The organism is Pedobacter sp. KBW01 (assembly GCF_003852395.1).
Lineage (GTDB): Bacteria > Bacteroidota > Bacteroidia > Sphingobacteriales > Sphingobacteriaceae > Pedobacter.
Window position 1 is genome coordinate 41,577 of sequence record NZ_QAJQ01000034.1, and the last position, 22,132, is coordinate 63,708.

The 22,132-nt window shown below is 37.8% G+C and carries 23 protein-coding genes; 15 read left to right on the forward strand and 8 right to left on the reverse strand.

All coding sequences use genetic code 11. From position 1 onward, the window contains the following. Nucleotide 1 precedes the first annotated feature (1 nt). From DBR40_RS23950 to DBR40_RS23965, 4 genes are all read left to right on the forward strand, one after another. Nucleotides 2-667 carry a heme exporter protein CcmB gene (locus tag DBR40_RS23950; protein ID WP_108200712.1) on the forward strand — a complete coding sequence of 222 codons (666 nt, stop codon included), beginning with the start codon at nt 2-4 and terminating at the stop codon, nt 665-667. A gap of 146 nt (nt 668-813) precedes the next feature. Beyond that, on the forward strand, nt 814-1,563 hold the full coding sequence (locus DBR40_RS23955; RefSeq protein WP_233603976.1) for a cytochrome c biogenesis protein: 750 nt from the start codon (nt 814-816) through the stop codon (nt 1,561-1,563). A 1-nt stretch (nt 1,564) separates the two neighbouring features. Continuing rightward, a complete protein-coding gene (locus tag DBR40_RS23960) occupies nt 1,565-1,783 on the forward strand; it encodes a CcmD family protein (protein ID WP_166210262.1) in 219 nt (72 codons plus the stop codon). A 629-nt stretch (nt 1,784-2,412) separates the two neighbouring features. Beyond that, entirely contained in the window at nt 2,413-3,834 is a 1,422-nt protein-coding gene (locus tag DBR40_RS23965) for a Glu/Leu/Phe/Val family dehydrogenase (protein WP_124562261.1), read from the forward strand. 105 nt (nt 3,835-3,939) lie between these two features. Here the strand turns inward: DBR40_RS23965 and DBR40_RS23970 are convergent, their stop codons facing one another. The 3 genes from DBR40_RS23970 to DBR40_RS23980 all read right to left on the reverse strand — a co-directional run bounded on the left by DBR40_RS23970 (nt 3,940) and on the right by DBR40_RS23980 (nt 8,234). After that, on the reverse strand, nt 3,940-5,340 hold the full coding sequence (locus DBR40_RS23970) for a hypothetical protein (protein ID WP_124562262.1): 1,401 nt from the start codon (nt 5,338-5,340) through the stop codon (nt 3,940-3,942). Between the two features lie 155 nt (nt 5,341-5,495). After that, nucleotides 5,496-7,493 carry a hypothetical protein gene (locus tag DBR40_RS23975; protein WP_124562263.1) on the reverse strand — a complete coding sequence of 666 codons (1,998 nt, stop codon included), beginning with the start codon at nt 7,491-7,493 and terminating at the stop codon, nt 5,496-5,498. Between the two features lie 60 nt (nt 7,494-7,553). Then, a complete protein-coding gene (locus DBR40_RS23980; RefSeq protein WP_124562264.1) occupies nt 7,554-8,234 on the reverse strand; it encodes a hypothetical protein in 681 nt (226 codons plus the stop codon). A 257-nt stretch (nt 8,235-8,491) separates the two neighbouring features. Here DBR40_RS23980 and DBR40_RS23985 point away from each other — a divergent pair, with 257 nt between their 5' ends. The 11 genes from DBR40_RS23985 (at nt 8,492) to DBR40_RS24035 (ending at nt 17,375) form a co-directional block, all read left to right on the forward strand. Next, entirely contained in the window at nt 8,492-8,926 is a 435-nt protein-coding gene (locus DBR40_RS23985; RefSeq protein WP_124562265.1) for a cytochrome c maturation protein CcmE, read from the forward strand. A gap of 5 nt (nt 8,927-8,931) precedes the next feature. Beyond that, a complete protein-coding gene (locus tag DBR40_RS23990; protein ID WP_124562266.1) occupies nt 8,932-11,397 on the forward strand; it encodes a heme lyase CcmF/NrfE family subunit in 2,466 nt (821 codons plus the stop codon). Nucleotides 11,398-11,401: 4 nt separating this feature from the next. Next, nucleotides 11,402-12,166, forward strand: coding sequence for a Rossmann-like and DUF2520 domain-containing protein (locus tag DBR40_RS23995; RefSeq protein ID WP_124562267.1), 765 nt, complete (start codon nt 11,402-11,404; stop codon nt 12,164-12,166). A gap of 40 nt (nt 12,167-12,206) precedes the next feature. Continuing rightward, nucleotides 12,207-12,539 carry a 2Fe-2S iron-sulfur cluster-binding protein gene (locus DBR40_RS24000; protein WP_124562268.1) on the forward strand — a complete coding sequence of 111 codons (333 nt, stop codon included), beginning with the start codon at nt 12,207-12,209 and terminating at the stop codon, nt 12,537-12,539. A gap of 66 nt (nt 12,540-12,605) precedes the next feature. After that, on the forward strand, nt 12,606-12,848 hold the full coding sequence (gene iscX / locus DBR40_RS24005; RefSeq protein WP_124562269.1) for a Fe-S cluster assembly protein IscX: 243 nt from the start codon (nt 12,606-12,608) through the stop codon (nt 12,846-12,848). A 75-nt stretch (nt 12,849-12,923) separates the two neighbouring features. Then, nucleotides 12,924-13,451, forward strand: coding sequence for a KdsC family phosphatase (locus DBR40_RS24010; protein ID WP_124562270.1), 528 nt, complete (start codon nt 12,924-12,926; stop codon nt 13,449-13,451). Nucleotides 13,452-14,067: 616 nt separating this feature from the next. Then, nucleotides 14,068-14,898 (forward strand): universal stress protein, encoded by an 831-nt coding sequence (locus tag DBR40_RS24015; RefSeq protein WP_158674126.1) that lies wholly within the window; start codon nt 14,068-14,070, stop codon nt 14,896-14,898. Nucleotides 14,899-14,998: 100 nt separating this feature from the next. Further along, the gene (locus tag DBR40_RS24020; RefSeq protein ID WP_124562272.1) at nt 14,999-15,385 is read left to right on the forward strand and encodes a hypothetical protein; all 387 of its coding nucleotides are present in this window, start codon (nt 14,999-15,001) and stop codon (nt 15,383-15,385) included. A 69-nt stretch (nt 15,386-15,454) separates the two neighbouring features. Then, nucleotides 15,455-16,024: a Maf family protein gene (locus DBR40_RS24025; protein ID WP_124562273.1), complete on the forward strand. Its 570-nt coding sequence runs from the start codon at nt 15,455-15,457 to the stop codon at nt 16,022-16,024. Between the two features lie 39 nt (nt 16,025-16,063). After that, nucleotides 16,064-16,636, forward strand: coding sequence for a hypothetical protein (locus DBR40_RS24030; RefSeq protein WP_124562274.1), 573 nt, complete (start codon nt 16,064-16,066; stop codon nt 16,634-16,636). 58 nt (nt 16,637-16,694) lie between these two features. Then, the gene (locus tag DBR40_RS24035; protein ID WP_124562275.1) at nt 16,695-17,375 is read left to right on the forward strand and encodes a hypothetical protein; all 681 of its coding nucleotides are present in this window, start codon (nt 16,695-16,697) and stop codon (nt 17,373-17,375) included. Nucleotides 17,376-17,454: 79 nt separating this feature from the next. Here DBR40_RS24035 and DBR40_RS24040 read toward each other — a convergent pair whose 3' ends face one another. The 5 genes from DBR40_RS24040 to DBR40_RS24060 form a co-directional block, all read right to left on the reverse strand. Further along, nucleotides 17,455-18,369 carry an exopolyphosphatase gene (locus DBR40_RS24040; RefSeq protein WP_124562276.1) on the reverse strand — a complete coding sequence of 305 codons (915 nt, stop codon included), beginning with the start codon at nt 18,367-18,369 and terminating at the stop codon, nt 17,455-17,457. Nucleotides 18,370-18,541: 172 nt separating this feature from the next. Beyond that, entirely contained in the window at nt 18,542-19,258 is a 717-nt protein-coding gene (locus tag DBR40_RS24045) for a DUF72 domain-containing protein (RefSeq protein WP_124562277.1), read from the reverse strand. A gap of 168 nt (nt 19,259-19,426) precedes the next feature. Continuing rightward, nucleotides 19,427-20,590: a molecular chaperone DnaJ gene (gene dnaJ / locus DBR40_RS24050; protein WP_124562278.1), complete on the reverse strand. Its 1,164-nt coding sequence runs from the start codon at nt 20,588-20,590 to the stop codon at nt 19,427-19,429. Nucleotides 20,591-20,737: 147 nt separating this feature from the next. After that, complete coding sequence (locus DBR40_RS24055) at nt 20,738-21,319, reverse strand: nucleotide exchange factor GrpE (RefSeq protein WP_124562279.1); 582 nt, start codon at nt 21,317-21,319, stop codon at nt 20,738-20,740. 128 nt (nt 21,320-21,447) lie between these two features. Continuing rightward, complete coding sequence (locus tag DBR40_RS24060) at nt 21,448-22,131, reverse strand: cell division ATP-binding protein FtsE (protein ID WP_124562280.1); 684 nt, start codon at nt 22,129-22,131, stop codon at nt 21,448-21,450. Between the last annotated feature and the right edge of the window lies 1 nt (nt 22,132).

The window sequence follows — 22,132 nt, forward strand, 5'->3', positions numbered from 1 at the left end:
TATGCAATTGGCCAAAGAGGTTAAATATTTAATTCACAAGGAAGTATTGTTAGAGTGGCGCTCCAAATATACCATAAACGGTGTGCTGTTATACGTGGTTTCTACCATTTTTACCTGCTATTTATCGTTTGTAAGTTTGGGCGATAAACTAACCTGGAATGCACTTTTTTGGATTATTATGCTCTTTGCCTCCATCAATGGAGTATCGAAAAGCTTTTTGCAGGAAACCAAAGGACAGCAGCTTTACAGTTATATCTTAGCAAGCCCAGCGGCGGTTTTGATCTCCAAAACAGTGTACAATACGTTGCTCATGCTCGTACTTACCACAATTGCTTTAGGGTTTTATACCTTAGTTTTCGATTCATTTACGCCTCCTGATCTGGTTATGTATTATGTAGCTGTTGTGTTAGGCAGTATCAGTTTTTCAACTGTATTTACCATGGTTTCGGCTATTGCCAGTAAAGCAGGTAACGGCGGTATGCTAATGGCTATTTTAAGCTTCCCGATTATTATTCCAGTGCTTATTTTGTTGATTAAACTGGCTAAAAATGCAGTAGATGGTTTGCCCTGGGAAAACAGTTACGATGAAATTGCCATGCTTTTGGTGGTGAATGTGCTAATGGTGGCCACGTCTTTATTGTTATTTCCTTACCTTTGGCGCGATTAAAAATGATTGAATGGGAGAAGGATTGAATGAGAGTATGGGGAAGGAATTCAATCATTCAAAATCTGACAATTAAAATTTAAATGAAGGATTGATTGATAGCATGAAAAGTAGCATTCATTAATTCAAAACTCAATAGTTATATACGTATGAAAAAAAACTGGTGGAAAATTTTAGCTTCGGTGCTGGTTGTTTATACTGCAATTGCAGGTTTATTGTTGGGCGTACCCCGATTGGCTATTTTAAACGAGACCATTCGCAATCTATATTTCCACGTACCGATGTGGTTTGCCATGATTGTTCTTTTTTCCATTTCTGTTTTCTATAGCATAAAATCTTTAAGTACTAAGAGCGAAATTGATGATATAAAAGCTGTTGAAAGTGTAAATGCTGGCATTATTTTCGGTTTACTGGGCTTAGTAACTGGTGCCATTTGGGCAAAATATACCTGGGGGCAGTTCTGGAGCTTCGATCCGAAGCAGAATTTTGCGGCAATTTCAGTATTGCTTTATTTCGCCTACCTCATTCTCCGCAATGCCATCGATGAAGAGCAGAAAAGAGCCAAAATTTCGGCTATCTATAACATCTTTGCATTTCCGATGATGGTGGTTTTACTTTTCGTTTTACCACGTTTAAAAGATTCTTTACATCCTGGCAACGGAGGTAACCCTGGCTTTAACAGCTATGATTTGGATAGCCGCATGCGCATGGTATTTTACCCGGCGTGTTTAGGCTGGATATTAATCGGTTACTGGGTATATACCATCCGTTTCAGAATACGTTCAATAGAAACCATCATGAACACGCCTAATCAAGAAGAAATAAAAGGTGTTAGTGATAGCTTCGTTACCGCTGAAAATCAATCAACAACAAACGAAAACAAACAACAACACAACTAAAATGAAGAAGATACTTTTCTCCCTAATATTAATGATGGCTACCCTGCAGTTATTTGCACAGGATAATGGCGTAGAAATGGCCGATAGTTTACGTAGCAATGGAAAGATTTATGTTGTTGTAATCTGCATAGTAATTATCCTGCTTGGCTTATTGGCATATCTTTTCGCAATTGATAAAAGATTGAAAAAAATAGAAAAAGAAGGTAACAACGAAAAATAAGCGTTCCCCGGCAATAAGTTTACAACTTATTTTAACCAAAAAATCGCAAAAACATCATGTTTCGACTCGCTGGTTAGTATGTTTTTTGCCATTATCTTATTGTGATATAGGGTTTTGTGTTTTTGAAAATCGCTAATTAAGTATACAAAACAGTAAATATGTAAATTACCTACTACATAGTATTGTTTCTTGCTTATTAATTGGTGATGTTTGATTAGTTATAAATTAAATCAACGGGACGATTTAGATTAACTTTAAGAGGTGATCAATTTTATATTGATCACTTTTTTTATATCCCACTTCCTTTAAAATGGCCTTGATTGTGCCGTTAATCAGATTATTTTAAGTATATTTATTGGTGTTGAAATATTTTTTTAACTTTTTTTATACTTGTTTAACGCTTCATTTCTGGTTTAAATGTTTCGTTTTGTTTCGGATTTAAGCACGGCATAACTGCCTCAAAACAGGTTTAAATATTGTTTTTGTACAGTTTACTTAAAACGGTCTAAAGTGCCCCAGCGGCACAGCAAGTGTGGTGTTTGCTGTACACTAAGTATTTTTGCATTTGGATATGTGCGGTTTTTTTAGGCAATTTTGCAGCGAAAACTTATTCATAAAAAAAATAAATAATGGCTAATCTAGCAGACGAGAACAAGTTCTTTGCAGATGTTTGTAAGAACTTTGACAGTGCGGCTCAATTCACCAATCATCCTGAAGGTTTATTGAACCAGATTAAAACATGTAATAGTGTGTATCGTTTCCAGTTCCCAATCCGCCGCGGAAACGGTTTTGAAGTAATTGATGCCTGGCGCGTAGAACACTCTCACCACATGAGCCCTACAAAAGGGGGTATTCGTTATAGCGAAATGGTTAACGAAGATGAAGTAATGGCGCTCGCGGCGTTAATGACTTACAAATGTGCCATTGTTAACGTTCCCTTTGGTGGTGCAAAAGGTGGTATTAAAATTAACACCAAACAATATAGCGTTGCCGAGTTAGAAACCATTACCCGCCGTTATACTACAGAATTAATTAAGAAAAATTTTATTGGTCCTGGTATCGACGTTCCTGCACCTGATTATGGATCGGGAGAACGCGAAATGAGCTGGATTGCCGATACTTATATGACCATGAACCCTGGTCAGTTAGATGCATTGGGTTGTGTTACCGGTAAACCAATTGCTTTGCACGGTATCCGTGGTCGTAAAGAGGCTACTGGACGTGGTGTGGCTTATGCTGTACGCGAGTGTGTAGAAGTTGCCGAAGATATGGCTAAAATCGGCTTTAAGGCTGGTTTAGGCGATAAAAGGGTAATTGTACAAGGTTTAGGTAACGTGGGTTACCATTCTGCTAAATTCCTTGCTGAATTTGGCGCAACCATTGTTGGGCTTTGCGAGTTTGAAGGAGCCATTTACAACCCGAACGGCTTAAATGTTGATGAGGTTTTTGCACACCGTAAAAACACAGGTTCAATTTTAGGTTTCCCTGGTGCTAAAGATTTCAAAAATTCAATGGAAGGTTTGGAGCAGGATTGCGATATCATTGTTCCTGCTGCTTTAGAAAACCAGTTCACTGAGCAGAATATCCGTAACATCAAGGCTAAAATTATTGCTGAAGGTGCAAATGGACCAACTACGCCAGAAGCTGAAGCAATTTTTACTGAAATGGGTGGTATCATTATTCCTGATATGTATTGTAATGCTGGTGGTGTTACTGTTTCTTATTTCGAATGGTTGAAAAACCTTTCGCATGTGGCTTTTGGCCGTATGGAAAACCGTTACGCAGCTAATTCAAATGCGAATCTGATCAACACTTTAGAAAACCTAACTGGGAAAACCATTCTTCCTGAGCACCGTTTGATGATTGTGAAAGGCGCATCTGAAATGGAACTGGTTAACTCTGGTTTAGAAGACACCATGATCCATTCGTACCACGAAATACGCGAAACTTTAAAGACCAAACCAGGTACGCAAACCTTAAGAACTGCAGCTTTTGTTAATTCGATTGATAAAATTGCTGTTTCTTACATGAATTTGGGTGTTTGGCCATAAGCGGTCAAAACTTAAAGGTTAAGGCTTAAAACGAAAATCCTTGCAGATGTAAAATTTGCAAGGATTTTTTATGGATAAAATTATCTTGAATCTGTAGAAAATAACTTACTTGCTTATCGGAACATCAATATTGTACTTGAAATTAAGCTCCAGTGAATTGCCTAAGCCGTTTCTCAATTGTTTCAATAACTGAATCAGGGAATTGGCATCCTGGTTTACAAACAAAAGTTCCGATTCCAACTTGATTTTATCTTTCCCTATGCTTTTTGCATGCATCTCCAGCTGACTAAAGATATTCAGATTATCGCTAACTGTAAGAAATGACATTTGTTTAAACAGTTTTTTAAAATCTACTTTGAAGTAAAAGAAATCGTCTGCTGATTCCATTTTAAAATCAGGTTTGGCATTTGGCAAAGTGCTTAATTGAATGTTTCCATTGTTACCTTTAAAGTAAACCTGGTACAGCGGAATCACAGTACTACTAATTTTTCCTGTCGATTGATCCAGTGAACCCGATGATTTAAGATAATTACTTACTTCCTGATCATTTGCACTCATATTTATGGAGATGCCAGGAATGTTGCGCGCTCTGGCCACTTTTTTTTCTACCTGTTCAAAGTCATCATTGTACTCATAACTCACAACAGTATCCATCTGCTTTACGGTGTTGGTCCATTCGAAATCCAGGTAGCCTTTATAAAACTTAAAAAAGTTGTTTTTGGAAAATACAGCAGCACTTACCGCAGTATTTTTTTTGACCAATGCAGGCTTAAAGGTTCCATTTAGCCACATACTTATCGTACTTTCCGGATTTAAAATACGGTGCTTTGGTTGAGCAGCAGGTTCAAGCCATCGATTTACAAATTCATTGCTAAAATTAATTTTCCCATCGGTGAAATTAAGCTTGCTTAAATTTTCTGCATCCTGATAAGACATGTGATCGGATAGATCGGCCAGTTGGTTAAATTTGCTATCGCCAATTTTAACCATGTTTTTCTGATTCAGTATGTTGGCCAAAAAAGTTTTTACCGCGACCTTTTTGGGACTAAATGCGATAGCTACACTTGTTTTGTTCAACAGTAGACAAAAAGTTGAATCTGTAGATTGAAAGAAATTGGTATCTTTTTTAATTAATGAAAGTTTTTTCAGTATAAAGCGCTTAAATGCTAAACTATTAACGATTTCTAAACGCGAAAAAAAAGTATTTTTAGCTTGCCCTTTTAAACCATATATGTAAATGTTTGCAGGGATTTTTAAGCCTGTATTTAGATCGGCTATCTTTTCTTCAATCCCTTTCTTATCTGTGCCCGAATATTGGCTGGGATGTTTCACATAACTAACGGCAATGGTTTTGTATAGTTCATCTACATTTATTTTAAACAAAGCCTGGGTAGTAACCGGAATTAATACTCTATTAGCCTGAATTTGCCTGTATTTAAAAAAGCCGAAATAAAAAACAAGCAGCAATAAAACTATCGCTGCTGTTATTTTTAAAAATTTTACCATGATTGGTTAACCGGTTAATTGTATTGGGTTTATTAGTTCAATCGCTCCTTGGTTAACTATTAGTGTTTCTAAAGTTGTCAACTTTCTGGTAACAGCGCTATTAAAGTTGATAACTTTGAAATGCTAACTGCTAAGTTCCCATTGCTAACTGCAAATTACTTAGCCGCATTTTCAATTAAACTGAACAAATATTTTAAGGCGTTTTCATGTCCGTTTGGAATTTCAGCACTGATATCGGCCGATACCAGATTACCTTTAATCGGGTTAGATTTCATATACACATTACCCATTTTCTCTAAAGTGCTGTTGAATTTCTTAGCTGTTTCTTCGCCGCCAATTTCAGAAGCCGGTACTTTGCCTACCAGGTTTTTAGCATTAAACAAAAAGCTGAAGTTATTCTTGCTCAACAGGTTTTTGTGTGTTTTGCTAATGGTGTTATTTACCTGATTGCTATTTATGGCTTGTATTTCGGTTAACGAGTTTCCAAAAAACACAATACCATCTTTAATCAGGAAATAAATATCAATCGGACTTTTCTTTTCTATTATTTTATAAATGTTGCCATCGGCGCTAACAAAATTCTTGTTTACGCCATACTTAATCAGTTTGTTAATAAGCCTGGTATCGTCAGATGAAAACATGAAAAGGAAATCGGGCAAGGTTTCTTTTTTGGTTTTAACCACTTCCTTTTGTTTGTAATCATCGTCGTAATCGTACGTAGTGTAAGTTACATCTTTCGTATTCAGTCCATTAATTACAAATAAGGCATCGCCTTTAATAACTTTACTAACTGCTTCCTCATCTAATAATAAAGAAAGCAGGTCAGCACCAAGGTCCATTTCTTCATCCATACGGGCACCCAGGAATGAACCATAGGTTTGTTTCATCAGTTTCGGGAATTCTTCCAGGTAGGCTTTGGTATCAATGGCATAGCTCATAAAACCAATTGCTTTATCGCTGTTTACGTACTTTAAAAAGTTCTTGTTCAGCTTTTTGTTCATGATTTTTTTGTACGAATCGGCTTGTTCCTGTGCCAGTTCTAAACCTGTAGAAATACGGAAACTCTTATTATCCATAAACAGTTTGGCATTTAAACTACCATAACCTTTCATCAGGCCAGCTTTTCCATAAGTGCCAAATTCGGGTGCAACAGCATTGTAAACATCCTGCAAGCTCGAAACCCAAAGCTCGGCAATAGCTTTGCTATCTAAACTGTTTGTGTACGATTTATTGTTTTCTATCGATTCGTAATTGCCATTAAAAATCTGTTCTGCCTGTGCGGTCATCCAGGTAAAGGCCAGTCTTTTTTTCTTAGCTTCCTGTTCGGCGCGTTCCTGCTGATAAAGGTCATAATCCGCGTTTACTTTTTCTGCTGCGGGTACCGCTTCGGCAGCATCCATGGCAACATCAGCTATAACTTCTTCTTCCGCTTCCTGCTTTGGTTTTATTGCTACTTTTTTCCTGGTAGCCTTTTTCTTTCCAATGGCTTTTTTGGCGGCTGTTTTTTGCTTCGCTTTAACTTTAACAGGCGGTGCAATTACAGTTTCTACAACAGGTTCATCGGTTGTGGTTGCATAGGTCGAATCTACAGCAACAGCAGCACTATCAACCGTTGTTGCTTCGTCCTGCTGGAACCTGATATCTTTAATGCCATAACGGGCCGATTTGGCTGAATCTGCAAAGAAAGAGCCTTTAATGCTGCCGGTTACGAAGTACATCATATTGTTATTCCACTTAATGATGCTTGTACTATCGGGCAACACCATGGTTTTGGCATCACCTGTGGTTTTAATTTTACCGTCTTTGTTGTTAATCAGATTTTCAAATTTAGCAGCATCTTTTAAAGGGATCAGAAAGCAGTTGTAGCTAATGCTATCCGTTAACTGGTTAAAGTAGTACATGTTTTTCTCGATGTTAATCCCGAAATCCTCTACGTTGGTAAAGTTTTTCTCGAGCGATTTGGATGTACCTTCCAGTAATTTCTTGCCCACAAACGATTCATTAAAATCTTTTACAAACATCTGCTTGAAAATATTGTCGCCCTTAATGGTCGCAACGGTAAAAGCATTCGCAGGTATTTTTTTAACCAAATCCTGTGCTTTGGCCAAATTGAATAATAACAGGAGGGAGAAAGAAAATAGAATTTTTTTCATTGGTAATTTGTTGTTGTGTGAGCAATGCTACCTACACAATTGCAGGTAAGCTGCTTTTTGTTATTTAGATAGTTGTATTGAATTGGATACATTAATTTTTCCGTTTATTAAATCGGTAATGGTGCTTTTTAGCATCACTGCTTTTTTCGATTTCGATACATTTGATGCCGGATTGGTACTACTTGTTACAAGCGATTCGAAACGGTAGATGCTGGTATAGGTGGCACCGTTAAAAACAGCCTTATCTTTCTGCTTTAATTTGTTAAATTCGGTTTTAGCGGTGCCAATGGCCTGGTACTTTCTATTGAAGGTTTTAGTGGTCTTGTTGTAAGTGTAAGATGAGGTATTGGTAGCCTTAATTTTTTGCTGGGCGAGGATGTTTTTGGTGATATTATTAATGTTGGAAACGTCTTTAAACGAAAAACTAATGGTAGCTATAAAATTGTTGAAATCTGACGTGCTTTTTACGTTGCTTATCCCTTCCGATTTTTTTAGGTAAGCAACAGCCTCGTTTAATTCTTGCTGTATCTTCTGTTTGCTCGGTACTTTATAGCCTTGTACACTATCTAACAGCATTACCGAAGCTATTTTGGTTTTACTTTGGCTCAGGTTTATTGTCAGTACCACATCGCCGGTGCCATCGTTTTTCATCGAAATTTCTTCAATTACTTCAAAACAAGAACTTAAAAAAGGTAAAAGCGCAATAAAAAATATAAGCTTATAGCATTGGTTGAGACGCATATCAATCGCAGGTTAGGGGTTCGTTAATCAGTATTAGTTATCCGATGTCAAAATTAACAATTTAGGTGATGAAATTTTATCTCCTGAGGCAGATAAAGCAGAATTACTTAAGAACCGATATAAATAGTACAGGCTTCTGAAAGATTTTCTTTCAAAAAATCAGTTAATTGTCAATATAAAGACAAGAAAACTGTAAAAGAATGCTGGCTATGCCTATTTTTTTATCTTTGTTGCCAGCTTTTACAATACAGATAACCATGAAGAAAAGTGCCATTATTGGATTGATTACCATCGCCATTTCGGTAGGGATTTTATTTAGCTTAAATGCCAATACCGATACCTACTCTAATTTTAAAGAAGCAACTTCTTCAAACAAGGAAGAACATGTGATGGGCTACTGGGAAAAATCAAAAGGTACCTACTACGATGCGGTTAAAGACGCCAACCATTTTTCTTTTTACATGAAAGATGAAAAGGGTGAAATCCGTCAAGTAATTTATAACGGAACCAAACCACAGGATTTTGAGAAATCAGAAAAACTCGTACTTATCGGTAAAATGGATAAGGACAAATTCTACGCATCGAAAATTTTAATGAAATGCCCATCTAAATATAATGATAACCTGGTAGAGGTAAATAAGGATGGTAAGGTAGACACCGTAGGGAAATACGGCGAAAAAAAATATAACTAATTTTAATGGATATTCAATTTGTAGGCGAAAACCTGCTGCCGGGTAAAATCGGACAGTTTTTTATTGTACTGGCGTTTAGTGCATCGTTATTATCAACAATCTCTTATTTTTATGCCAGTCGAGAGAAAAATTTAGAAGACAAATCATGGCGCAATCTCGGAAGAATTGGATTCCTGGTTAACTGGGCTAGTATTATTGGTGTTGGAGCAGTATTGTTCTACCTAATTTTTGGCCATTATTTTGAATATTATTACGTTCAATCGCACTCTTCAAAACAACTTCCTGTTTATTACATCATCTCTGCTTTTTGGGAAGGGCAGGAAGGTAGTTTTTGGCTTTGGGCATTCTGGCAGTCGTTTTTAGGCGGATTGTTAATCTGGAAAGCCAAAACCTGGGAACGTCCGGTAATGACTACCGTTGCATTTTCGCAAGTGTTTTTAACCTCGATGATGTTGGGGGTAGAAATTTTTGGCGAACGTATTGGTAGCTCTCCATTTATCCTGCTAAGAGATGCGATGGATTTAAAAGCGCAGGCTCCTGTGGTTTTTGCCAATCCGGAAAATTATAAAAACTACCTGAAATTTATTACTGATGGTAAAGGCTTAAATCCATTGTTGCAAAACTACTGGATGGTGATTCACCCGCCTACATTGTTTTTAGGTTTCGCCAGTATGGTGGTTCCTTTTGCTTATGGAATTGCGGGCCTATGGCAAAAAAGATATAAAGAGTGGATTAAACCAGCTATGCCATGGACGCTTTTTGCGGTAATGGTTCTGGGAACTGGTATTATTATGGGTTCTTTCTGGGCTTACGAAGCATTAAACTTTGGTGGTTTCTGGGCATGGGACCCTGTAGAAAATGCGTCATTAATTCCGTGGTTAACCTTAATCGGGGCAGTACACGTAATGATTGCCTATAAAAATACCGGTCATGCCTATTTTACAGCAATTGCCCTCGTGTTTTTAAGCTTCTTGTTGGTGCTTTATGCATCGTTCTTAACCCGGAGTGGTATTTTGGGCGATACTTCGGTACACTCTTTTACCGATATGGGGATGTTTGGTCACCTGATTTTGTACAATGTAGTGTTTGCTGTTTTAGCTGTTGCTTTGATTATTAAGCGATGGAAAGAATTGCCAATCACCACAAAAGACGAAGAAACTTATTCACGCGAGTTCTGGATGTTTATTGGCGCTTTAGTGGTAACCGTTGCCTGTATTCAGGTAATCTTTTCTACCTCAGTTCCGGTATTTAACAAGGCATTCGGCACCAATTTTTCACCACCTGTTGATGCGATTAAATATTACAACCAGTGGCAGGCCCCTTTTGCGGTGCTAATTACCTTGATTTCAGGATTTTCACAATATTTAAAATACAAAAGAACCGATCCGCGTAAATTCTATAGCAGTTTAGTATCTGCTGTTATTTTCTCGGCTGTTTTAACTGCTGGCTTGGTGTATGTAACCGAAATTTACACCAATACCATGTATATCCTCATTACTTTTAGCTGTTTATTTGCAGTGCTATCTAATGCGGCTGTATTGTACCAGGCTTTCGGTGGTAAAGCTAAACTGGCGGGGTCGGCTATTGCGCACATCGGCTTTGCTATCCTGGTATTAGGTGCACTTATTTCTGCAGCTACCAATAAACCGATTTCTATAAACGCGAATAAGTTTATCCCGGTTAAAGATTTTGAGAAAACGGAGAAACCTGGCGAAAACATCATGTTGTACAAAAACGAGCCTAAGCAAATGGGCAAGTACACGGTAACTTATGTAAGCGATACTACTCAGGCTCCGAATACCTTTTATACCTTAAACTTCAAGGTTATAGATAAGGAGGGTAAGGTTAAAGAAGATTTCAATTTGCACCCTCACACTCAGGATAACGAGAAAATGGGTTTAATTGCTTCTCCTGATACGAAGCACTACCTTACTTACGATGTGTATACGCACATTACCAGTGCGGCAGTTAAGCAATCATCGCACGAGGATCATGAAGGCCATTCGGATGATGAAAATTACAAAGCACCGCGAATTGTTAAAGTTTCAGTAGGTGATACCATTCATACTTCGAGTGGGGTGGTTACGGTTAAAGATTTAAACAGAAAACCTACTGCCAAAGATTTAGCGTTGGCACAGGGCGATTATGCTGTTGGTTTACCATTAGAAATTAATGCTGCCGGAAAAGTTTACAACACAGAACCAATTTTCTTAATCAAAGGCAACAACACTTTCGATTTCGCACGTAAAGTAGATGAACTGGACCTGAAATTCCGTTTCTCGAGAGTTTTACCAGATGAGAAAAAAGTAGAATTGCAGATTTTCGAAAAGCCACAACAGGCTAAAGACTGGGTAGTTTTCAAAGCAATCGAATTTCCTTTCATCAATTTATATTGGGCAGGTACCATTGTAATGGTGGTTGGTTTCTTGCTGTCTATTTTTAGAAGAAGAAAAGAAGCCAGGATCGGATAAGCACATGAAAATCGTTTTATTAGGTTCGGGTAATGTTGCTACACATTTAGCAAAAGCTTTAAAAGCCAAAGGCGAAGATGTAGTGCAGGTGTACAGCCCAAACCTGGTTAATGCGAAGTTATTAGCTGATAACATAGCTGCTGAGGCAGTAAGTGATTTAAGTGCGGTTAAAGTTGATGCTGATTTGTATATCATTTCCGTTAAAGATGATGCTATTGAAAGCATTGCCGAAGGGTTAAAGGCGGTAAGCGGTTTAGTGGTGCACACCTCGGGTACAACCGATATTAAAGTATTATCGAGCCAGGTAAAACATGCAGGTGTTTTTTATCCATTGCAAACTTTTTCTAAAAGGAAGGATGTATCTTTCGATCGCATTCCACTTTGTATTGAAGCTACAGGTGCGGTTGAACTAGATGTTTTAAAACAACTGGCATCGAAATTAAGTCAGCAGGTTTACGAATTGGATGGCGATAAAAGAAAAATTTTACACCTGGCCGCTGTTTTTGCCTGCAATTTCCCCAACCATTTATATGCGCTAGCCAACCGGGTATTGCAGCAAAATGATCTGGATTTTGAAATCATCAGACCTTTAATAGCCGAGACTGCCGATAAGGTAATGACTAACCTACCCGAAAATGTGCAGACCGGACCAGCGGTTAGGGATGACGAAACCACTATAAATAAGCACCTAAGCATGTTGAACGATATGCCCGGGTTGCAGGAAATTTATCAAACATTAAGCGATAGCATAAAATTAATGCCGAAATAGCATTTTTACGGCTTTTGCTTATTACTTTTGCAAAATAATTATGAGCATTTTTAAACTAAAAATAAATTTTGAAGAAGCAGATCACGATCCAATAGAATTACCTATTGCTGCTGGTGAGTCTGTTTTAGATGTTTGTCTGGATAACGGAATTGAATTACAACACAATTGTGGTGGTGTTTGCGGTTGCAGTACCTGCCATGTGTACGTAACCAAGGGTATGGATAATATCGAAGAGATTTCTGATAAAGAAGAAGATTTTATTGATAGGGCAGTGCGTCCGAAAATTACTTCCCGCTTAGGCTGCCAGTGTATAGTGATTGATGGCGACATCGAAGTTACCATCCCGGATCAGTCTGGCTTCATGGGACACTAATTTGGATAGTTAGCTAGAAAACTTTCCAACATTAAAACATTTCAACTTTACAACAAAGAACAAAACATGAACAACGATAAATTTGCCTTACCTTTTTACTGGAACGACTACGAGGATATTGCCATGTCTTTATATGAGAAATTTGGTGATGATTTTTCAGAAACCAAAATTTACCGCATCCGCTTTACCGAATTGATCGACTGGGTTTTAGAATTGCCAAATTTTAAAGGAACACGCGAAGAAAGCAGCGAAGGTCATTTAGAGCAAATCCAATCGGCCTGGGTGTACGAGTGGAGAGATAATCAGTAATTAGTCATGAGTTCGGAGCCTTCAGTCTTGAGGCGGCTCCAACGCTCTTAGCCAAACACTAAACGCCAGACTAAAATGTTTCTTCAGAAGCTAAAAGAGATTACCACTTTCATTTTTGATGTTGATGGTGTATTAACAGATGGATCTGTTCAGGTTACTGATAATGGTCAATCGTTGCGCACCTTTAACATTAAGGACGGTTATGCCATGCAATTGGCCGTTAAACGTGGTTACAACATCTGCATCATTTCGGGTGGTGATGGGATTGCCATGGGTAAACGTTTTTTTAACCTGGGTGTAACCGATGTTTTTTTAGGGACGGGCGATAAAGTTGCGGTTTTTAACCAATACTTAGCCAATAAAAATATTACTGCCGGAGAAGTGCTTTATATGGGCGATGATATTCCGGATTTAAAAGTAATGAAACTGGTTGGGCTACCAACCTGTCCGGCTGATGCCGTTGAAGAAATTAAAGCCATTTCTACTTTTATTTCGCCCTATAGTGGTGGTAAAACCGCTGTACGCGATATTATCGAAAAGGTAATGAAAGTACAAGGCAAGTGGCACGATGAAAACCCAAATGCCGCCGATTCGGGGGTATAGGTTTATTAGTTGGTTAAGCGGTTAACTGTTTAAATTGGTTAATTGTCTCTAAACGCCCAACTCCAAACTTGTTCATCAGCTGGTAATTGGTTAATTGTTTAAACCGATTAACTGTCCAGTTTTGAACTTGTTTAATCTTTCATTAGTAACTGCAAACTGCCAATTGCAAACTTTATCTTCGGTAAACTCCTCCCAACTCCAAGCACTCAACTCCAAACTTGTTCATTAGTAAGACGATTCTTATTAGGTCGCCATTAGCCCAAATCGTCATTTCGAGCGTAGTCGAGAAATCTGTTTGAATAATCAAGCCATCTAGCATTTTTAGCAAAGAGTAAGGAAGCTGAGAATGAGGTAATGCTCAGTGTACTAAATCTGGTAGGAGATCTCTCCATTTCGCTGCGCTCCAGTCGAGATGACGTATTTCTATTATTCTAAACGGCAATAGGAGATCTAATTCAGTGCAACATCATATGTACATCAATCAGTATTGACCTTCCCATTATAATTCTCGTTCATCAAAATTTGCAATCAACTGGATTATATACGAAATTTACATTCATAGTTTAATCAATCGATTGATTAAACTATGAATGTAAAAAACATTAACTTTAATTATATGAGCACATACCTCGTACCTGTAGATTTTTCCAAAACAGCAGATCATGCTGCTAAATATGCGGCCAGGCTTAGTTTCGCCATGACCAATGCTAAAATAATTTTGCTCAACGCTTATTACGTTTCAGAATACGAAAGCATTCTGCCTACACCCGATATGCTGGTAACAACTGACGATCGCATTGCAGACGAAATTTCGGACAGGCTAGCTGCTTTAGAAAAACTTAAGGCCAAACTACTCGAAATCAATCCTCAGGCAGAAGTAGAAGTTTATTTAACCCGCGATACTATTTTAAGATCGGTAATTGATCGTGTAAACCGGGAAGAAATAGAACTGATTATTATTGGCAGCAACGGAAAAAAAGCCAAAGATGAAAGCGATATCGGTTCTAACGCCATTAAAATCTCAAAATCGAGTCCGGTGCCCGTGCTGGTTGTACCGCCCAAGGCCGATTACCAATCCATCAGGAAAGCAGTTTTAGCCTGCGATTTTAAAAAAGTTAAAGAAGTCATCCCAATGCGTGCCCTTAAAAATATCCTGAGCAAACACGCGCTCGAACTTTTGGTACTCAATATCAATTCAGGGCATCATATCGATCGGGAGGAAGAACATTTTCTGCATGATATGTTAAGCGATTTTTCGCCGGCTTACCATTATTCAGACCATCCAGATACCATTAAAGGAATTGTGAAATTTGCCAAAAATGAGGCCGCACAACTCATTATCGCATTACCCAAGAAATATAGTTTTTTCGAGAGTTTGCTGCATGAAAGTGTATCGCAGAAGCTAACCATCAAATCGCATGTACCGGTATTGCTGCTGAAGGATTAAAAGTAATAACGTGCAACAGCTAAGTTACATTTCGCCATTAAACTATTAATTTTTTTTAGACTCCAACCAGTCAATTTTCAACCAAAAAACAACAAAAAACATGAAAAAATTATTAATGATCTGCGGATTGATGCTAGGTATAGCTGGTTTCGCTAATGCACAACAAGGTGGTGGACAAGGTAGAATGATGATGAAACCTGAAGAACGCGTAAAACAATTAGACGAAAAATTAAAACTTTCTGACGATCAAAAAACAAAGCTTACAACTGTTTTTACCGAACAGGCAGAAGCGATGAAAAAATTTCGCGAAGAAATGCAAGGTGGCGATAGAGATGCAATGAGAGAGAAAATGCAAAAAATGCGTGCAGAGAACGATGCAAAAGTTACTGCAGTATTAACCGACGATCAGAAAAAAACTTACGAAGCCTGGCAGAAAGAGCAACGTGCCGAAATGGAAAAACGCAGACAAGGGGGCGGTAATAATTAATCTTTGAAAAATATGAAATAAGAAAAGCGGCTTTAGGTCGCTTTTCTTATTTTAGCGGAAAATTAAGATATGCCTGTTCAATTTCCACCGATTATTTTAGCCTCTAAATCGCCGCGCAGGCAAGAACTTCTAAGCCTGATGGGCCTCGATTTTAAGGTTGAATTGAAAGATGTGGACGAAAGTTATCCGGAAGGCCTTAGCCCGGCAGAGATTGCAATTTATATCTCAGAGAAAAAAGCAAGGGCATTTACCGGAGATGGCGAAATCATTATTACCGCGGATACCATTGTGGCCTTAAACGGCGAAATTTTAGGCAAACCTAAAGACCGGACACACGCACAAGAAATGCTCAAAAAACTATCTGGTAGTAAACATGAGGTTTTTACCGGGGTAACGTTGGTTAAGGGCGATAAACTGTTTTCGTTTTACGATCGCACTGAAGTTACCTGTAAGGCTGTTACAGCAGCGGAAATTGATTTCTATATCGATAATTATAAGCCCTTTGATAAGGCTGGAAGCTATGGCGTACAAGATTGGTGGGGAATTGTTGTAGTAGAACGTATTGAGGGCTCATATACCAATGTCATGGGTTTACCCACCGAAAAATTATATTCATATTTAACAGGTTTGATCATCTAAACAGTTTTTCTAATTTAGACGGTGTAATTAACGCTTAAAATGATAAAAAAAATTATACTCTGGGGAGGAGTAACGGCCTTTTTATGTGTCCTGTTCTATTATTTAATTCCCATTACCCTATATCAGTCTTTTACTTCTTTTATTGCATTTACAGGTGGAATAAGTATTGCGATTTCTGCAGCTATCTTTACTTTAGGCTTAGTTACTGCAGTAAATAATGGGAAAACGAGTAATAAAAGAGATATTATTGGTAGTATTTTAATTATTGGCGTTTTTTTAAGCTGCCTGGTGGGAGGAGTTATTACATTTCTTTCTCGGGATGTGAGCCTTGTAAATGAAGAACTTGAACGAAATGGTGTATTTGTGGTAGCCAAGGTAGTAGGTGGTGATTCGTTTTCTACAAGGAGTATTGATATGACCAAAATAAGGGTGATGTTTAAATTGGATAACGGTAATAATACAACCGAGGATGTATTCATGAGCAAATATGAATTCAAACAATTTTACTTAGATCAGGAGCTTCCCATCTTATATTCATCCAAAAATCCAAGTATAGTAAAGGTGTTAACTACTGATGAAGAAATTTATAAATATTCGCACCTGAGGAAATAAATTTCCATAGTCTTATGGAAATCGGAATAATGGTTCATCATTCTTTAAATTTAGAAAAATGATGAATTCAGAAATAACCATAGCGGAACCTTGTACCCAAAATTGGGATGAAATGGAAAAAGGCGCAGGCTTTAATTTCTGTACTGCCTGTAGTAAAAACGTAATCGATTTCTCAGGGTATACCAATGCCCAAATCATTCAAACATTAGCCAATGCCAGTTCATCTGTATGCGGCCGCTTAAGTAAAACCCAGTTAAATCAACTCAACTACTATTTAAAAATCGTTCCAACGACGAATAGAAACTGGATGAAATACCTGGGCGTATTGGCCATTGGAGCAAGTATTTTAACACAAAGTTCACATGCAACACCAAGAAAGGAATCTGTTGAGCTTGTTAAGCCAAAAAACGATCATCAATTAAATAAACCTGATGAGCCTGTAATTTTGAGAACATTTTATGGTTATATGTTTTTGAACAATAACAACAACAATGTTCCAATGGTTGGTTTAAAACTCAGGCTAAAAGGCACCAACCATACCGCAGTTACCGATAAAAACGGACGTTATGAATTTAAAATAGACGACAGTTTATACTGGAAATATAATGAGTTAATAGCTGAAGGTAGCGAATATCTGGTCGCATTTAAATTAGATAATAAAACTGTTAAGCAGCAAGATTATTATCCATATAAAGCAGAATACGCAATTATGGGGAAGATTAATGTTTCCTATAAATAGCCCACTTATTAAAAAATACTAAATATAAATTACGCTTTCATTCTCTCAATGATCTGTACACTTTGTACGGATCATTTTTTTATATCTGGCTAGCCAAAACGCCCATTTTTAGATCATAGGTAGAAAGCGTAAGCCGGTTTATTTTACAACGCCCTAAAACATAATTCGTAATTAAGGTGGCAATTACAATCATATCTACCCGTAGCGGAATAATTCCCGGCATTTCTGCTCTTTGCTGGTGAGTAGAATTGATTAGTTTTATAGATGTTTCTATGTAATCGTCATAGTTAAACAGAAAGGTCTTGATTTGAGCAATATCTATAGCCTGGTTATGTTTTCGGGTAACCAGTTCCGCAAAAGTTTCGAATGCACCAGCCGAACCAATTAAAATTTGTGGTTTATATTTTTCACAGATTTCGAAAAGATCTGTCAATTGTTCCTGAATGTGAAAAAGTATGGCTTGTTTATCTTCGTCAGAAAGGGGATCAGATTTAAAGAACTGTTGCATCAGGCGTGCTGCCCCAATGTTATAGCTTTTTTTCCAGATCAATTGTTCCTCGTTGCAGAGAATAAACTCTACGCTGCCACCACCAATATCCATAATTAACGATAACTCTTGTATGGCTCCACTCAATTTTACGCCCTGGTAAATTAATTCTGCCTCTTCATCGCCGCTAATTGTTTCGATGCTGATACTTGTTGTCATTTTAACGGCTTCCACAAAATCGTTTCCATTTTCAGCGCTTCTAACTGCCGAAGTTGCAGTTGCCCTTACTCGATCGACATTATAATCAGCAATAGTATTTTGAAAGGTTTTAAGGCAGTTTATGCCTCTTTCAAATGCAGCTGGGATAATAACGTTATCATTAATCCTCCCTTCGCCCAGCTTAACAGGTACATTGGTTTTGTACAGAATTTCAAATGCAGTTGCATTTACTTCTGCAATAAGCAGGTGGAAGGTGTTGGTGCCCAGATCGATTACAGCAATGCGCATAATATTAGGTTTGTGAAAACAAAAGCAAAAGACCTTCAGTGCTGCAAGGCCTGCCATCCGTTAAATTTTGTTATTGTTGGTGCTAAATTAAGGTTCGTATAACAAAATATCATGATCAACAGGTTTATTTTATTTCAGTTTTGCGCTTAATTATATAACATAGACTGAATGTTTATTTTACAGCCAGCTGCAATTGTTTGGCATTATGCAGTGCAGCTGTGCCCCAGGTATTGTTAAAATAAACAAAAACCTCCTTAAAGTTTGCTTTAATTTGCCTAGGGAAAGTATCAATCAATGCTTTATCATATTCCGATTTGTAAAGTACGGGTTTACCATGAAAGCGATAATACACCTTATCCATGTTTTGGATTACCGTATCGGGTAGGACAGCGGGATAACTTTGACCGCTAAAAATGATATGACTTTGAGAAAGTTCCTGATAAATTTCCTCGTTAAACCAGCTCAGGTGACGAAACTCTACCACATTCTGAAAATCGGAATTTAGATTTTCGGTCAGATTGGCCAACCGACCGGAAGTGTATTCAAATTTGGGTGGGAACTGGAATAATATACAGCCTATTTTTTCTTTTAGGCCTGATTGAACAGCTGCATAAAAATCGTTAATGAGCGTTTTACAATCATTAAGCTGTTTGTAATGTGTAATTAAACGTGGAGTCTTAATGGTAAATACAAAGTCATCAGGACTTTCATGGTACCATTTGTCGAATGATTTTTGAGTTGGCATTTTATAAAAGGTAGAATTGATTTCTATTGTATTAAAATGCTCACAATAATACTTAAACCAATCTTTTTGCGCCAAACCTTTCGGATAGAAAACTTCTTTCCACTCGCGGTAATAAAAACCAGAACAACCAATTCTCCACTTCATTTACAGAGAACAGGTTATGTGGCAGAAAGGTTTATTAGAAACGAAAATAGTGGCAGATTACATAAAGTGAATAATTATTACTCGTCCTTTCGAATCGAAATTACGTCTTGAAAACAAACAAAAAAACCGATGCTTGTGACACCGGTTTTTAAATTTATGTGGAATTAATTACTCAAAATATTCTTTCATTCTTTCGAAGAAGCTCTTATCGTTTTTGCCAGGCTGTGGCTTAAAGTTTGGAGATTCGCGTAATTTCTCTAAAGCACTGCGTTCATCGCTACTTAGCGCTTTAGGTGTCCAGATGTTGATGTGGATAATCTCATCACCTCTGTGGTAAGAGTTCACTTCTGGTAAACCTTTGCCTTTTAAACGCAATAGCTTTCCGCTTTGGGTACCCGGATCAATTTTAATTTTGGCTTTACCATCAATTGTAGGTACTTCTATGCTCATTCCTAAAGCAGCATCTACAAAACTTAAATGTAAATCGTAAACAATATTGTTGCCTTCACGTTTTAAGGTCTCGTGTGGAGTTTCTTCAATTAAGATAATCAGATCGCCCGGAATACCGCCGTTTGGCGCTGCATTTCCTTTGCCACTCATGCTCAGTTGCATGCCTTCGCTTACACCAGCAGGAATGTTAATGGTAATGGTTTCTTCGCCACGTACCACACCGTCGCCATGGCAAACATTACATTTAGCAGTAATTTGCTGACCGCTTCCATTACAGGTAGGGCAGGTCGATGCAGTTTGCATCTGGCCTAAAATAGTATTGGTTACCCTGCGTACCTGGCCGCTACCACCGCATGTACCACAGGTACTTACCGATGATTTATCTTTTGCACCAGAACCATCGCAGGTTTTACATACAATCAGTTTATTAACCTTAATTTTCTTTTCAGCACCGTGCGCAATCTCTTCAAGTGTTAATTTAACCTTAATGCGCAGGTTTGAGCCTTTGGCTACACGTCGGCCGCCACGTTGCTGACCACCACCGCCGCCACCAAAAAAGCTTTCGAATGGATTATGACCACCAAAAATATCTCCGAAATTACTGAAGATATCATCCATGTTCATATTGCCACCACCGTAACCACCAGAGGCACTACTGCCTACACCGGCATGGCCAAACTGATCGTAACGCTGTTTTTTCTCCGGGCTGCTTAAAACTTCGTATGCTTCTGCAGCTTCTTTAAATTTATCCTCAGCGGCTTTATCTCCCGGATTTTTATCTGGGTGATATTTGATCGCCATCTTACGGTAAGCTTTCTTTATCTCGTCAGCAGCTGCGCTTTTGGTTACGCCTAATACGTCGTAATAATCTCTTTTACTCATTTTCTTTATAAACGTTAAAATGTTTGAAGGTTGAAACGTTTAACGTACCAAACAAACATTCTCTTCATTATTTCATAGCTTGGAACCAGTTGCTGAAATTGCTGTTTACAACATTCCAACCTTTAACCTTCCAATTTTTCAATTCTTCTAAGCTCCAACTACTACTTTAGCAAAGCGGATCACATTATCATTTAAAGTATAACCTTTTTCAACCTCGTCAATAACTTTACCCTTTAATTCTTCGGTAGGGGCAGGGATATTGGTAATGGCTTCGTGGAAATCTGTATTAAAAGGCTGGCTGATGCTTTCCACATCTTTTAAACCTTTTTGTGCCAAAGTGTTTTTCAATTTGGTGCTAACCAATAAAACGCCTTCTTTAACCGGAGCAACCTCACTAGCGCTTTCCATGGCTTTTAATGCACGGTCAAAATCATCTAAAACTGGTAAAAGCGAAACTATTACATCTTTACCAGCGGTTTGTAATAACTCTACGCGTTCTTTTTGTGTACGGCGTTTGTAATTGTCAAACTCAGCATATAAACGTAGATATTTATCGTTAAGTTGTTGAACTTCTGCTTGTAATTTTTCTTCAGCAGTTAGTTCCGGAGCCTGCTCAGTTACATTTGCAGCGGCATCAGTATTTTCTACATTTTCGGTAGTATTTTCTGATGTATTTTCAGTATTCATTATATTTTCTTCTTTATCGTTATTTTTCTTCTTATTAAACATAATACCAGGCTGAATTTTTTTGTGTTAATCTCAACTATTTTGCCACAAACGGAAATCAGCCAAGCTGTCAGATTTATTTGTATTTATCTGAACAGTTTGGCTGATTAGCTGACGGATGTCAGAATTTTTTATGCTATTTGTGCATCTTCGTGAACAATGCCATTTTCGCATTTGATAATACGCGATGGGAAAGTACGGATGATGTGGTAATCGTGTGTGGCCATTAAAACAGCTGTTCCGGCCTGACTGATTTGCTTTAATAAGGTTACAATTTCTTCCGAAGTTTCGGGATCTAAGTTACCTGTCGGTTCATCGGCCAGTATAATTTCCGGATCGTTTAACAATGCCCTTGCAATTACAATACGTTGCTGTTCACCACCCGAAATTTCGTGTGGCATCTTTTTGATCTTCGAGCGTAAACCTACTTTGTCTAAAACATCTTTTATACGCTCGTTAATTAGCTTTTCGTCTTTCCAACCAGTGGCTTTGAGTACAAATTCGAGGTTTTTTTCAATCGTCCTGTCGGTAAGTAGCTGAAAATCCTGAAAAACTACACCCAGTTTACGACGTAAGAAAGGCACTTGGCTTTCTTTCAGGTTTTTAAGATCGAAACCTGCAATGTTGCCCTCACCACTGCCAATATGTAAATCGCCATATAATATTTTAAGCAAACTACTCTTGCCCGAACCGGTTTGACCGATTAAGAATATAAATTCGTCTTTTTCGATGTGTAAATTTACGTTTGAGAGTACCAGATGTTTCTGTTGAAAAACATCAACATTGCTTAAATGAATTACTGCGTTACCTGTCATG

Coding starts and splice junctions, on each gene's coding strand:
- DBR40_RS24010 (WP_124562270.1), top strand. CDS start 12,924: ATGTTTCTTCAGAAGCTAAAAGAGATTACCACTTTCATTTTTGATGTT.
- DBR40_RS23990 (WP_124562266.1), top strand. CDS start 8,932: ATGGATATTCAATTTGTAGGCGAAAACCTGCTGCCGGGTAAAATCGGA.
- DBR40_RS23965 (WP_124562261.1), top strand. CDS start 2,413: ATGGCTAATCTAGCAGACGAGAACAAGTTCTTTGCAGATGTTTGTAAG.
- DBR40_RS24015 (WP_158674126.1), top strand. CDS start 14,068: ATGAGCACATACCTCGTACCTGTAGATTTTTCCAAAACAGCAGATCAT.
- DBR40_RS24045 (WP_124562277.1), bottom strand. CDS start 19,258: ATGAAGTGGAGAATTGGTTGTTCTGGTTTTTATTACCGCGAGTGGAAA.
- DBR40_RS24035 (WP_124562275.1), top strand. CDS start 16,695: ATGATGAATTCAGAAATAACCATAGCGGAACCTTGTACCCAAAATTGG.
- DBR40_RS24060 (WP_124562280.1), bottom strand. CDS start 22,131: ATGACAGGTAACGCAGTAATTCATTTAAGCAATGTTGATGTTTTTCAA.
- DBR40_RS24055 (WP_124562279.1), bottom strand. CDS start 21,319: ATGTTTAATAAGAAGAAAAATAACGATAAAGAAGAAAATATAATGAAT.
- DBR40_RS24025 (WP_124562273.1), top strand. CDS start 15,455: ATGCCTGTTCAATTTCCACCGATTATTTTAGCCTCTAAATCGCCGCGC.
- DBR40_RS24040 (WP_124562276.1), bottom strand. CDS start 18,369: ATGCGCATTGCTGTAATCGATCTGGGCACCAACACCTTCCACCTGCTT.
- iscX (WP_124562269.1), top strand. CDS start 12,606: ATGAACAACGATAAATTTGCCTTACCTTTTTACTGGAACGACTACGAG.
- DBR40_RS23970 (WP_124562262.1), bottom strand. CDS start 5,340: ATGGTAAAATTTTTAAAAATAACAGCAGCGATAGTTTTATTGCTGCTT.
- DBR40_RS23995 (WP_124562267.1), top strand. CDS start 11,402: ATGAAAATCGTTTTATTAGGTTCGGGTAATGTTGCTACACATTTAGCA.
- DBR40_RS24000 (WP_124562268.1), top strand. CDS start 12,207: ATGAGCATTTTTAAACTAAAAATAAATTTTGAAGAAGCAGATCACGAT.
- dnaJ (WP_124562278.1), bottom strand. CDS start 20,590: ATGAGTAAAAGAGATTATTACGACGTATTAGGCGTAACCAAAAGCGCA.
- DBR40_RS23980 (WP_124562264.1), bottom strand. CDS start 8,234: ATGCGTCTCAACCAATGCTATAAGCTTATATTTTTTATTGCGCTTTTA.
- DBR40_RS24030 (WP_124562274.1), top strand. CDS start 16,064: ATGATAAAAAAAATTATACTCTGGGGAGGAGTAACGGCCTTTTTATGT.
- DBR40_RS23950 (WP_108200712.1), top strand. CDS start 2: ATGCAATTGGCCAAAGAGGTTAAATATTTAATTCACAAGGAAGTATTG.
- DBR40_RS23985 (WP_124562265.1), top strand. CDS start 8,492: ATGAAGAAAAGTGCCATTATTGGATTGATTACCATCGCCATTTCGGTA.
- DBR40_RS24020 (WP_124562272.1), top strand. CDS start 14,999: ATGAAAAAATTATTAATGATCTGCGGATTGATGCTAGGTATAGCTGGT.
- DBR40_RS23960 (WP_166210262.1), top strand. CDS start 1,565: ATGAAGAAGATACTTTTCTCCCTAATATTAATGATGGCTACCCTGCAG.
- DBR40_RS23975 (WP_124562263.1), bottom strand. CDS start 7,493: ATGAAAAAAATTCTATTTTCTTTCTCCCTCCTGTTATTATTCAATTTG.
- DBR40_RS23955 (WP_233603976.1), top strand. CDS start 814: ATGAAAAAAAACTGGTGGAAAATTTTAGCTTCGGTGCTGGTTGTTTAT.